This is a genomic window from Zavarzinia sp. (genome assembly GCF_049306435.1).
Classification (GTDB): domain Bacteria; phylum Pseudomonadota; class Alphaproteobacteria; order Zavarziniales; family Zavarziniaceae; genus Zavarzinia.
Window position 1 is genome coordinate 1 of sequence record NZ_JBAQRT010000232.1, and the last position, 13,152, is coordinate 13,152.

Annotated in this window: 8 protein-coding genes and 1 pseudogene; 5 read left to right on the forward strand and 4 right to left on the reverse strand. The window is 67.6% G+C overall.

Features of this window, described 5'->3' with window-relative positions; genetic code table 11:
• Positions 1-39 precede the first annotated feature (39 nt).
• The gene (locus tag WAZ62_RS13575) at positions 40-189 is read right to left on the reverse strand and encodes a hypothetical protein (RefSeq protein ID WP_422644072.1); all 150 of its coding nucleotides are present in this window, start codon (positions 187-189) and stop codon (positions 40-42) included.
• A 114-nt stretch (positions 190-303) separates the two neighbouring features.
• Between WAZ62_RS13575 and WAZ62_RS13580 the strand changes: the two genes are divergently transcribed.
• The 3 genes from WAZ62_RS13580 (at position 304) to WAZ62_RS13590 (ending at position 7,930) form a co-directional block, all read left to right on the forward strand.
• The gene (locus WAZ62_RS13580; protein ID WP_422644073.1) at positions 304-1,845 is read left to right on the forward strand and encodes an AMP-binding protein; all 1,542 of its coding nucleotides are present in this window, start codon (positions 304-306) and stop codon (positions 1,843-1,845) included.
• Positions 1,846-2,002: 157 nt separating this feature from the next.
• A complete protein-coding gene (locus WAZ62_RS13585) occupies positions 2,003-2,515 on the forward strand; it encodes a hypothetical protein (RefSeq protein WP_422644074.1) in 513 nt (170 codons plus the stop codon).
• A 228-nt stretch (positions 2,516-2,743) separates the two neighbouring features.
• Complete coding sequence (locus tag WAZ62_RS13590) at positions 2,744-7,930, forward strand: MG2 domain-containing protein (RefSeq protein WP_422644075.1); 5,187 nt, start codon at positions 2,744-2,746, stop codon at positions 7,928-7,930.
• A 120-nt stretch (positions 7,931-8,050) separates the two neighbouring features.
• Here WAZ62_RS13590 and WAZ62_RS13595 read toward each other — a convergent pair whose 3' ends face one another.
• Positions 8,051-8,965 (reverse strand): SPFH domain-containing protein, encoded by a 915-nt coding sequence (locus WAZ62_RS13595; protein WP_422644076.1) that lies wholly within the window; start codon positions 8,963-8,965, stop codon positions 8,051-8,053.
• Between the two features lie 162 nt (positions 8,966-9,127).
• Between WAZ62_RS13595 and WAZ62_RS13600 the strand changes: the two genes are divergently transcribed.
• Entirely contained in the window at positions 9,128-10,258 is a 1,131-nt protein-coding gene (locus tag WAZ62_RS13600; RefSeq protein ID WP_422644077.1) for a TIGR03364 family FAD-dependent oxidoreductase, read from the forward strand.
• Between the two features lie 130 nt (positions 10,259-10,388).
• Entirely contained in the window at positions 10,389-11,012 is a 624-nt protein-coding gene (locus WAZ62_RS13605; protein WP_422644078.1) for a superoxide dismutase, read from the forward strand.
• 89 nt (positions 11,013-11,101) lie between these two features.
• Here the strand turns inward: WAZ62_RS13605 and WAZ62_RS13610 are convergent, their stop codons facing one another.
• Both WAZ62_RS13610 and WAZ62_RS13615 read right to left on the reverse strand, forming a co-directional pair.
• Complete coding sequence (locus WAZ62_RS13610; RefSeq protein WP_422644079.1) at positions 11,102-11,950, reverse strand: GNAT family N-acetyltransferase; 849 nt, start codon at positions 11,948-11,950, stop codon at positions 11,102-11,104.
• Positions 11,951-12,101: 151 nt separating this feature from the next.
• Positions 12,102-13,152 (reverse strand): annotated as a pseudogene (locus WAZ62_RS13615) (hypothetical protein); the annotation flags it as partial.

Sequence of the window (13,152 nt, forward strand, 5' to 3'; positions counted from 1 at the left end):
GTGCTGCGCGACCTCGCGGCGGGGTGACCGCCCCGGTGTTTAGTCCTCCGGCCCGGTCTTCGGCTTCGGCGCGAGCTCGCGGCCACGCGCCTGGGCCTTGCGGCGGTGCAGATTGTCGCGCAGGGCCTTGGCCAGGCGCTCGGCCTTCAGGTCGGCTTCTGTCTTGGGCGGGCTGTTCTTGTCGGTCATGTCTATCGGTCAAACCAAGGTGACGAAGGCGTCAGCTTCGGGTTAGTCTTCTCCCCAGCATAAGAACAAGGGACGAGCCGGGCAAACCGGCCGGACCACAAAAGGGAGAGAAACATGCATCCGGGCATCCACGCCGCCACCACGCCGTCCAAGATCGCCTATCGCATGGCGGGCAGCGGCATCACCGTGACCTATGCCGAACTGGAGGCGCGCGCCAATGCCTGCGCCCATCTGTTCCGCGATCTCGGCCTGAAGCGCGGCGACAGCATCGCCCTCATCATCGAGAATCACCCCCGTTTCTTCGAGATCTGCTGGGCGGCCCTGCGCGCCGGCCTCTATTACACCGCGATCTCGACCCGGCTGACGGCCGGCGAAGCCGCCTATATCGTGACCGACAGCGGCTCCAGGGCGCTGATCAGCACGAAATACATGGCCGATGTCGCGACCAGGGTGGCGGCGCAATGCCCCGGCCTTTCCACCCGCCTGATGCTGGACGGTGAAGTGCCCGGTTTCGAACCTTACGAAGCCGCCGTCGCGTCCCGCTCGCAGACGCCGATCCCCGATCAGGCGGAAGGCGCGGACATGCTCTATTCCTCGGGCACCACGGGCCGGCCCAAGGGCATCCGCGTGCCCCTGCCGGAAGAGCCTTACGGCACGCCCGGCAAGCTGTTCATGCTGAATGCCGCGCTCTATGCCCCCGATGCCGACACGGTCTATCTCTCGCCCGCGCCGCTTTATCACGCGGCACCTTTACGCTTCTCGCTGACCATGATGCGCTTCGGCGCCACCGTGATCGTGATGGAGCATTTCGATCCCGAGGAATACCTGGCGCTGATCGAGAAATATCGCGTGACCCACACCCAGGTGGTGCCGACCATGTTCGTGCGCCTGCTGAAGCTCGATCCGGAAACCCGCGCGAAATACGACGTCTCGTCGCTGAAATGCGCGATCCATGCCGCCGCGCCCTGCCCCATCCCGGTGAAGGAGCAGATGATCGAATGGTGGGGCCCGGTCATCAACGAATATTACGCCGGCACCGAGGGGAACGGTTTCTGCGCCATCACCTCCGCCGAATGGCTGGCGCACAAGGGCTCGGTCGGGCGGGCGATGCTGGGCGTGCCCCATATTCTCGACGACGAGGGTAACGAACTGCCGCCTTACGAGCCGGGCACGATCTATTTCTCGGACGGCACGGTGTTCGAATATCACAACGACCCCGAAAAGACGGCGTCGAGCCGTAACGACAAAGGCTGGTCGACCCTCGGCGACATCGGCTATCTCGACGCGGAAGGTTACCTCTATCTGACCGACCGCAAGGCCAACATGATCATCTCGGGCGGGGTGAACATCTACCCGCAGGAGGCCGAGAACCTGCTGATCACCCATCCCAAGGTCGCCGATGTCGCCGTCTTCGGCGTGCCCGACGCCGATTGGGGCGAAGCCGTGAAGGCGGTCGTGCAGCCCGCCGACATGCGCGACGCCGGCCCCGCGCTGGAAGCCGAACTGATCGCCTTCTGCCGCGCCCATCTCTCGGCCATCAAATGCCCGCGCACGGTCGATTTCGAGGCCGAACTGCCGCGCCACCCGACCGGCAAGCTCTACAAGCGCCTGCTGAAGGACCGCTACTGGCAGGGCGAAAAGCGCCGCATCGCCTGAAACGAAATTGCCGGGCCGGCAGGATTTGCCGGCCCGGTCCGCGCGGGGGCGGCCGCAGCCCGGCGCATTCCGCCCCCTGGAACATGGCGCGTTTCTTGCTGTATCTCCTGCCGGGCTTCGTCATGTGACGATGTCCATTCCACCCAGGAGAGAATACATGAGCGCAATCTCATCGGTTTCGGGAGCCCAGGCGACGCAGAGCCTGTTCTCGAAGCTGGACGCCAATGGCGACGGCAAGGTGAGCCAGGACGAATTCGTCACCGGCCGGCCACGGGAAACGAGCGAGAGCGACGCCGCCTCGCTCTACGCCAAGATCGACGAGGAGGGCACCGGCGCCCCGTCCGAAGACCAGCTGAAGGCCGGCCTCGACGCCAACCGGCCGCCGCCGCCGGCCTTCACGGGCGGGGCGCCCAGCCTGTCGTCCGATCTGGTCTCGGCCCTGATCGATGTCCTGCAGCAAAGCGGCGAAGAGGAAACGACCACCTCGACGTCGACCACGACCACGGCCGATGCCTCGGCGACCGACGCGGCCAAGGCCGATGCCGCCGGCACCACCACCACCCTGTCGGGCGATCTCCTGGCCTCGCTCTACAAGGCGATCCAGGCCTATGCCAGCACCAACAACATCACGCTCGACAGCACCAGCCCGACCGTGAACAGCGTCGGCTGAGACAAGGCTTGTCGCCGAAGGATACGCAGAAGGCGGATCGTCGGCCCGGGGGGCAAGCCCGTTCAGTCCCGGCGGAACCTGTCCGCCATCTTCTCGTCAAGATAATCGCCAATCCTCGATACCCTGTGATCCGCGTCACAGGTCCCGCACGTCCCACGCGCCAAGATTGTCGGCACAGAGCCCGGCCTTGGTGTAGGATCGCGCGGTTTTCGAGGGGGGAATCTCGTCATGGGCCGCATCGCTTCGGCGCTTCGCAGTCTGCTCGTCGCCTTTGTCCTGTCCGCCGCCGTGACCGGCGCCGCCGCGGCGGGAGCATTGGACCGGCTTCAGGAGCAGTCGGGCTATTACATCGATTCGATCACCGCCCGCGACGAAGGGCCGAAGGATCTCGCCGAGGCCAAGCGCGCGGTCGATGCCGCCGCGATCCAGGCCAAGCGCGAGCGCTGGTGGCAGGCTTCCGATCTTTACGAACGGGCGATCGCCCTCGGCCTCGACGACGCCTCGACCTGGACCCTGCTGGCGGAAGTCCAGCTGCGCAATTCCAACTACTGGCGCGCCACTCCCGCCGCCTATCGCGCCTACAGCCTCGCCAAGGCGAAGCCCGCCCGGCTGGCCGCCCTCGAAATCCTCGGCACCTCGCTGTCGCGCAACGACAATCCGGAACTGGCCCTCGAGGCCTATCGCGAAGCGGCCAGGGTCGCCGGCACCAATGCCTATGACGAACAGATCGCCGAACTGGAGGAAGCGACCCGTTTCCGCGTCACCAACGCCTATGCCAACGAGGATGCGGATGCACCCGCCCTCTGCCTCGATTTCTATGGCGAGCTGAGCCCCTCCGCCCATTACGAGGATTACGTCGAGGTCACGCCGAAATTCGACGGCGCCATCGTCGTCCGCGAGAAGACCCTGTGCATCGAAGGCGCGCGCTTTGGCGAAGCCTATGAAATCGCCGTCGCCAAGGGCCTGCCCGGCACCGAGGGCGTGAAGCTCGACCGCGACGAGCAGGCGGCGATCACCGTCGGCAACCGGCCGGAGAGCCTGGGCTTCACCCAGTCCGCCTATATCCTGCCCAAGGTCGGCGCCACCGGCATTCCGCTGCAGTCGGTCAATACCGACAAGGCCCGCCTCACGCTTTACCGCATCAACGACCGCAACATCCTGCCGACCATCGCCAACGGCAATTTCATGCGCATCCTGTCGACCTATGACGCCGAGGAGATCGCGCAGACCTCCGGCGAGAAGGTCTGGCAGGGCGAGGTCGCGATCGAGAACGAGGCGAACAGGCGCGTCGTCACCGCGATCGACATCGAGGCGATGCGCAAGACCGCCGCCCCCGGCGTCTATGTCCTGACCGCCGCCCCCGCGACCGGCGAGCCCGATTACTGGGACGACCTCGCCACTCAATGGGTGGTGGTGACCGATGTCGGCCTGACCACCTATGCCGCCAACGACGGATTGACCGTCGTCGCCCGTTCGCTCTCGACCGGCAAGCCCGCCGTTGGGGTCGATATCGGCCTCTATGCCCGCAACAACGACGAACTGGCCAAGGCCAGGACCGACGACAAGGGCGTCATCCGCTTCGATCCCGGCCTGTTGCGGGCCGAGGGCGGCCGTTCGCCGGCCGCGGTCATGGCCTTTGCCGGCGGGGGCGATTTCACCTTCCTGGACCTGACCGGTCCCGCCTTCGACCTGTCGGATCGCGGCGTCTCGGGCCGGCCGCAACCCGGCCCCCTCGACCTCTTCGCCTATGCCGAACGCGGCGTCTATCGCCCGGGCGAGACCGCCCATGTCATGGCCCTGCTGCGCGACGATGCCGGCAACGCCGTGGCCGACCTGCCGCTGACCCTGAAGGTCACCCGCCCCGACGGCGTCGAGATCGAGCGCCGGCCGCTGAAACCATCCTCGGCCGGCGCCTATGACGTCACCTGGGCGATCAGCGCCGGGGCCCGCACCGGCAGCTGGACCCTGTCGTGGCACACCGACCCGGACAAGGCCCCGGTGGGCAGCCTGTCCGTCCTCGTCGAGGATATCGTCCCCGCCCGGATCGAGACCAAGGTGAAGGTCGATGCCCCGGCGATCGAGCCGGGCCACCCGGTGCCCCTGTCGATCGAGGCGAAATATCTGTTCGGCACGCCGGCCGCGGATCTGCGCAGCGCGGTCGAAGTGGTGATCGGCGAAGCCGTCGATCCCTTCCCCGAATTCAGGGACTACAGCTTCGGCCTCGTCGACGAGCAGGTGGAGCAGGTCCGCGTCAATCTCGAGGATCAGGTGACCGACGCCAAGGGCAAGGCGACCTTCGAGATCGACCCCGGCCAGTTGCCCGACACGGTGCAGCCCCTGACCGCGATGATCCGCGCCGACGTCTTCGAGACCAGCGGCCGCCCGGTGAGCCAGCGGCTGGAACTGCCGGTGCGCAACCGGCCCCTGTGGCTCGGCGTCAAGGCCGGCTTCGAGAATGCCGAACTGGCCGAGAACGGCACCCCCGGCTTCCAGCTGATCGCCCTCGACCAGACCGGCAAAGCCAGCGATGCCTCGGGCGTGCGCTGGTCGCTGGTGCGCGAGGACTGGAGCTACCAATGGTATTTCCGCAATGGCGCCTGGAACTATGACGTCATCGTGCGCGACAAGCCGCTGGGCACCGGCACCATCGACCTGAAGGCGGCCGGCCCCGTCACCCTGCGGACGGAGCCCGTGCAATACGGCCGCTACCGGATCGAGCTGACCGATGCCGGCACGGGCGCCGCCTCGTCGCTGCGCTTCACCGCGGGCTGGTTCATTCCGCCCTCGATCGGCGAGACCCCGGACAAGATGACCGTGGTCGCCGACAAGCCGCTCTATACTCCGGGCGAGACCGCGAAACTGCACCTTCAGGCGCCCTTCGCCGGCGAGGTCCAGATCATCGTCGCGACCGACAAGGTGCTGGAGACCCGCAGCGTCACCGTGCCCGCCGCCGGCACCGACATCGAAGTCCCGGTTTCGGAAGCCTGGGGCGCCGGCGCCTATGTCCTCGCCACCGCCTTCCGGGCCGGCGATGCCGACAGCGCGCGCGGCCCGGGCCGGGCCATCGGCCTCGCCTGGCTCGGCGTCGATCCCGCCGCCCGCCAGCTGCGGATCGCGCTGAACGCGCCCGACATGGTGCTGCCACGGCAGAAAGTCTCGATCCCGATCGAGGTGAAGGGGATCGCCGGTGGATCGCCCACCTTCGTCACCGTCGCCGCGGTCGATGAAGGCATCCTGCAGCTGACCGACTTCCAGACCCCCGATCCCCTGGCCCAGCTGTTCGGCAAGCGCCGCCTCGGCCTCGACATCCACGATGCCTATGGCCAGCTGCTGAACGCCAAACTGGGCAAGCCGGGCGCGCTGCGCGAAGGCGGCGATGGCGATGCCCTCGGCCGGCGCGGCGCCCCGCCGTCCGATATCAAGCTGGTCTCGCTCTTCACCGGGATCGTGGCGCTCGATGCCGAGGGCAAGGGCACGCTTTCCTTCGATGTGCCCGATTACAACGGCCGCCTGCGCCTGATGGCCGTCGCCTGGAACGCCCGCCAGGTCGGCAGTGGCGACAAGGGTCTGATCGTCCGCGATCCCGTCGTCGTGCTGACCTCGACCGCGCGCTTCCTCGGCGTCGGCGACACCAGCCGGCTGACCGTCACCCTCAGCAACGCCGCCGGTGTCGCCGGCACCTACAAGGTCTCGATCGCCGGGGACGACATCGTCCAGCTGGTGCCCGGCAAGAAGCCCGGCCCGGTCGAGCTGCCGGTCGGCGCGACCAGGACCGTCAACATCCCGATCAAGGCCGTGGCCGCCGGTCTCGCCCGGCTCGACCTGACCATCGAGGGGCCGGAGGGATTCAGCTTCTCGCGCACCGTCAGCGTCGGCACCCGCGCGCCCCAGCTGCCCTCCATCGATCGGCTGGTGCGCCAGCTGAAACCCCGGGACGGCCTGACCATCGGGCAGAAGGCGCTCGACCCCTATGTCCCCGGCACGCCGGAATTGCTGCTCAGCCTCAGCCCGCGACCCAATGTCGATGTCGCCGGCCTGCTGCGCGGCCTCGACCGCTACCCTTATGGCTGCCTCGAACAGACCACCAGCCGGGCCATGCCCCTGCTCTACGTCGGCGAAGTCGCGAAACTGTGGGAACAGCCGGACGAGCCGGATCTGACCGCGCGGATCGAGACGGCGATCGGCCATATCCTCGAGATGCAGCGCGGCGACGGCAGCTTCGCCCTGTGGGATTACTACGGCGAAACGCGGCCCTGGCTCACCGCCTATGCCCTCGATTTCCTGACCCGGGCGCGGGCGCAGGACATCGCCGTGCCGGACTTCGCCTATCGCCGCGGCCTCGCCTGGCTGAAGCGCCATGGCGAGAACCGGCGCGACGACGGGCCGGATGCCCTCGCCTCCCGCGCCTATGCGCTCTATGTCCTCGCCGAGGCGGGCGTGGGCGAGATCGGCGCCACCCGCTACATGCATGACGCGGTCGGCCTCGATCTGCCGACGCCGCTGGCCATGGCTCAGGTCGGCGCCGCCCTCGCCCTGCTGGGCGACACCGACCGCGCCGCCGAAGCCTTCGACCGTGCCCTCGCCGCCCAGGACCGGCGCAACGCGGGCGGTGACTATGGCAGCCCGGTGCGCGACCTCGCCGCCATCGTCGCCCTCGCCGCCGAAACCAGAGTGCCGGGCATCGACCCCGAAGCCCTCGCCGCCAAGGTCGCCGACATGGTCGCCGGCAAGCGCTGGCTGTCGACTCAGGAAAGCGCCTGGCTGCTGATGGCGGCCCGTGCGCTCGCTGATGGCGACAACAAGATGCAGGTCGCGGTCGGCGCGACGTCCGTGCCACCCCGCAGCACCGCCTATTCGGTGCGGCCTTCGATCGCCGAGGTCGCGGCCGGTCTCCGGCTCGAGAACCAGGGCGAAGGCTCGGTCTGGTACACGGGCACGGTGATCGGTGTCCCCGCCAAGGACCTGCCCGCCAGCAGCGAGGGGATGGAAGTGCAGCGCCGCTTCTTCACCCTCGACGGCAAGGCGATCGACCCGAAGGCCGTCGCGCAAGGCACGATGATGGTCGCGGTCGTCACCGGCCGCACCACATCGGGCATGGGCAATCAGCTGATGGTGATCGACCTCCTGCCCGCCGGTTTCGAGATCGAGAACCCGCGCCTCGTCGGCTCCACGACGGCGAACGAGATCGGCTGGCTGCCGCAGATGACCTTCCCGCAGTATCAGGAAGCGCTCGACGATCGCTATGTCGCCGCCTTCGACACGACCGAAAACAGCAACTTCGCCATCGCCTATGTCGTGCGCGCCGTCACCCCCGGCACCTATCGGGTGCCCGGTGTCGCGGTCGAGGACATGTATCGCCCCGAATACCGCGCCCGCGACGCCATGGGCACGGTGACCGTGGTCCCGGTGGAGTAACACGCGAGGCGCCCACCTCACCCCCCCCCCCCTCTCCCCCCGCGAGCGGGCGGAGAGGGGGCTTCTTCTCCCTCTCCGCCCTTCAGGGGGGAGAGGGCCGAGGTGAGGTGGGTCTGCCGGTTACTTCATTTCGATGAAGGGCAGGGCGCCGCCGGGGACCATGGTCTGCGGCAGGCGGCCATCCCAGCGTTCGGCCCGCATCAGTTCGATCAGCGCCGGATTTTCCTTCATGGCGAGGCCCTTGGCCCGGATCGAGTCGGCTTCCGCCTCGCCGCGCAGGCGCAGGGCATCCGCCTCCGCCTTGGCCTGAAGGGCGCGGGAATCCGCTTCGGCCCTGGCCTGCACCACGGTCGAATCGGCCTGGCCCTGCGCGGCGGTCCGGCGGATTTCCGCCTGGACTTTCTCCCTCTCGAGATTCTGGCGCAGACGTGTCACCTCGACCTCGGCCTGCATCCGCTGTTCGATCGCCTGTTCGAAAGCATCGGAGAAGTCGATGTTCTCGATCTGCACGCTTTCGATGATGATGCCTTCCTCGGTCACGGCATCGCGCAGGGAATCGGTGATGTCGGCGACCAGTTTCGCCCGCTCGCCGACGATGGCCGGCGCGTTGTAGCGGCCGAATACCGCCTTGGTGCGGTCGAGCAGCGCCGGCATCAGGATGCGGTCGGCGAAATTGACCCCGAGCCGCGCGTAGATTTCCGTCGCCCGCCCGGCGTTGACCCGGTAGTTCACCGACATGTTGAGGAAGGCGGCCTGGATATCCTGCGAATAGGCGGCGACATCGGGCAGATTCAGTTTCTCGGTCCGGGTCGACAGGGTGACGACATCGTCGACGATCGGCAGCTTGAAATGCAGCCCCGGCCCGGCGACATCGTGGACGGCGCCATTGCGCAGGACCACGCCGACCTCGCCCTCGTCGATCGTGTACCAACTGGACAGGACGATGATGACGGCGGCGAAAATGGCGGCGCCGATGCCGATCCTGCGCGGGACGGATGACGGCGCGGCGGCGGCGCCCGGTTTCAACATGGACATGGCTTCCCCCCGGAATGCTGTGGCGAAAAGGGCGTGGCGGAGGGACCGGGCTTCTCCCTGCGCAGATCCCCGATGCGCCGCGGGGTCTTCCCGGCCCCCCCGCGATCCTGTCATGGTATGGCCCGGCTCGAAAGCCGTCCGTATCCCCTGGAGTTCCCGATCATGACCACCCGTGTTTTCGACCTCGCCATCGTCGGCGCCGGTATCGTCGGCCTCGCCCATGCGCTGGCGGCAGCCAGGGCCGGGCGGAAGGTGGTGGTGATCGACCGCGATGCCCAGGCCAACAGCGCCTCGATCCGCAATTTCGGCTTCGTCACCGTGACCGGCCAGCAGCAGGGCACGGTCTGGGGCCGGGCCATGCGCAGCCGGAACATCTGGGCCGAGGTCGCGCCCAGGGCCGGCATCGAGGTCATTCATCGCGGCACCGCCGTGATCGCCCACCGGCCTGAAGCGGCTGCCGTCGTCGAAGCCTTCGTCGCCTCCGAGATGGGCGCGGGCTGCGAGATGCTGTCGCCGACGCAGATCGCCGCCCGCCTGCCCCTGCTGCGCCACGAGGACGCGACCGCCTGCCTGTGGAGCCCGCACGAAATGCGGGTGGAGCCGCGCCTCGCGGTGCCGAAGCTGGCGGCCTGGCTGGAAGCCGAGATGGGCGTCACTTTCCTGCGCAACACGCTGGTGAAGGACATCGACCTGCCGCGCATCAGGACGACGGCGGGCACCATCGAGGCCGGCCAGGCCGTGGTCTGCCCGGGCGGCGATTTCCTCGGGCTTTATCCCGAGATCTGGGCGAAGCGCGATCTCGACCTGTGCAAGCTGCACATGCTGCGCCTCGCGCCGCAGGGGGCAGGCTGGGTCCTGCCCGGCTCGATCATGAACGACATGTCGCTCGGCCGTTACCTCGGCTTCTCCGAACTGCCGGCGGCGGAGGCCCTGAAGGCCGTGCTGGCGCGCGAGGAGGCGCCCAGTCTCGACAATGGCATTCATCTCATCGTCGTTCAGTCGGCCGACGGCTCCCTCGTCGTCGGTGATTCGCATCATTACGCGACCACCCCGGACCCCTTCGCGCCGGATGACGTGGACGAGCTGATGGTCGGCCATGCCCGCCGCGCCCTTCGCCTCGGCAGCGACAGGGTGGTGGAGCGCTGGATCGGCATCTATCCCCATTCGAAGACCGACGCCGCCCTGATCGAGGATGCCGCGCCGGGGGTTCGGGCCGTCATGGTGACCAGCGGCACCGGCATGTCGACCGCCTTCGCCCTGGCCGAGGATGCCCTGTCGGGATGGCTCGCCTGATAACAAAAGGCTGGCACCCGCCGGGCGCCGGGTCTATGTGATTAACGGGGATGATCAGACACTTGCGGTCGATGGGCGAAGAATTCTAGAAACGCTCCACGCCCCGCCGTCATCAACAGAGGAACGCGACATGGCTTTCAAGCTTCCCGAACTGAAATTCGATCCGAGCGCTCTTGCCCCCGCCCTGTCGGCCGAGAGCTTCTCGTATCATCATGGCAAGCATCATCAGGCTTACATCACCGTCGCGAACGAAATCGTGGCGGCGACCCCGGCCCTGCAGGGCAAGTCGATCGAAGAGGTGGTGAAGATCGCCGCCGCCGATCCCGCGGGCAAGAAGCTGTTCAACAACGCCGGCCAGCACTACAACCACACGCTCTACTGGCTGTCGCTGTCGACCCCGGGCTCGACCAAGCCATCGGCCGCCGTCTCGTCGCTGATCGACACGTCGTTCGGCGATTACGCGGGCTTCAAGGCCGCCTTCACCACCGCGGCGCTCGGCCAGTTCGGCTCGGGCTGGGTGTGGCTGCTGAAGGAAGGCGACAAACTGGCGATCACCACGACCGGCAACGCCGAAACCCCGCTGACCGCCGGCAAGGACGCCCTCGCCGTCATGGACGTGTGGGAACACGCCTATTACATCGACTACCGCAACAATCGTAAGGGCTTCGCCGAGACCTTCGTCGACAGCCTGATCAACTGGTCCTTCGTCGAGAAGCGCATCGAAGAGGTCACCACCCTCGACGCCGGCGTCTGATCCGATACCTGCGAAGGCGGCGGCGGGCTGCAAGCCCCCGCCGCCTTTTTCATGCCCTCAATCCGGGACGCGGCGATCCGGGACGCGGCCTATTCGGCCGATTCGCCCATCTGATAGCGGGTCATGTAGCGTTCGGTCAGGGTGTCGCAGGGCACCATGATGAAACAGTCGACCGTCTTGAATTCCTGGTCGATCACCGCGCCGTCGCCGATATAGCCGCCGAGGCGCAGATAGCCCTTGATCAGCGGCGGCAGGGTGCGCAGGCCGTCGCGCGGGCGGATCGCTTCCTTGGGCAGGCGGTTCATCTCGACATAGCGCCCGGGCAGGGCGCGCACGCGCCGCTCCGGCGGGGCCATGTGGTTGTGGTAGAGATAGGACAGAGGCACCGCCAGCGCCTCCGGGTCGGTGCCGGGCAGGCTGCCACAGCCGAACATCAGGCTGATCTTGTGTTCGACGATATAGCCGGCGATGGCCCGCCACAGCATCTGAATCACCGCGTTGGTGCGGTATTCTGGTGCGACGCAGGAACGGCCGAGCTCGAGGAAATTATCCCCCGGCTTGCGGTTCTTCTCGAGGAAGGACAGGTCGAATTCCCCGGCGGAATAGAAACCGCCATGCGCGCGCGCCACGTCCTCGCGCAGCAGGCGGTAGGTGCCGACCACGGCCGGCCCCTCCGCTTCCGCGACCCCGTGATCGATGACCAGAAGATGGTCGCACAGGGGATCGAAATGATCGAAATCGCGCCGTTCCGCCGCCGCGGCAGGCGACGGCGTCGCGCCCATCTCGTCGTAGAAAACGCGATAGCGCAGGCGCTGCGCGGCAAGCAATTCCGCGCCGTCGCGCGCCAGGCGCACTTCGAGCTTGCCGATATCGACCTGTCGCCGGACGGGGGCGGCTTCGCTCGCCACGTCCTCGGTCTTCACGCTGTTCAGTGCCACGTTCATCCTGCTTCATGCGCGTGCCGGGTGCCAGTCCGGGTGCCCCCGATCCTCTGACCTCGCCGACGTTACGCCCCCTCCGCTACGGCGGCCCCCTGGCTGGGGCGACACCGTGACAATTGCTCACCTTAGACCCGGGGGGGCCGCGCGGTCAAACCGGCTCGGCATCCCCTGTTACCGGCCGCTTCACCCGTCTCCCCTGACGCGCCGCGACGGCGAGGCAAAGGATGACGGCGAACAGGCCAATCACCACTGAATACAGAAAAAATGTGACATATCCAGCGCCGAGCCCGGCCGCCGATGTCCCCACTTTGGCGGCGCCTTCGGCGAAAGCCTCGGGCGGCAGGCCTGACATCAGGGGCGCGAGCACGGCGGCGAAGCCCCCGGCATCGGCGGAATGGGCCGCGCCCTCGACGATCCGCCCCGACTGCGAGGCGATGAGCTTGCCCGGCAGGGCATAGAGCGACGAGAACAGCGCATATTGGGTCGCCGTGAAACCGGCCGAGGTCAGGCCGGACATATAGGCGATGAGGCAGGTCCCGGCGTAGCCGGAAGCCAGATTGTCGAGGCCGATGGCGACGAAGAGAACCTCGATCTGGGGGCCGGACATGGCGAGCCCGGCATAGACCAGATTGGACAGCGGCCCGGCGAAAGCCCCGATCACCAGCGCCCGCAAGATTCCCAGCCGCGCCACCGCCCAGCCGCCGAGGAAGACCCCGGCCATGGTCATCACCATGCCGAAGACCTTGCGCACCTCGGCGACCTCGATCTTGGAAAAGCCGAGATCGAGGTAGAAGGGATTCATGATGTTGAGCACGAAATCCGACAGGCGATAGACGCAGATGAGGGCGAGAATCGGCCCCGCCAACCCGCCGAACTCACGGAAAAACGCGCGCAAGGGCGCGCCGAAAGCGGCGGCCAGGGCCCGCCCGGGCGCGGTATCGAGCCCGGGCAGCGGCCGGCAGGCGAGGAAGATCAGGCCAAGGCCGAGCACGACGGCCCCAAGCTGCAGCGCGGCGGCCAGGCCACCGCCACGCCACAGCGGAACAAGACCGAAGGCATCGGCGCTGAAGGTCAGCAGCGTCAGGGTGAAGGGATCGCCCGACAGGCCGGCGCCGGCGATCAGCGCCGCCACCAGAAGGGCGAGGCCGCGCAGGCCCCATTCGCCGAGGGCGGCGGGCGACAGATGTTCCCCCCCGCGC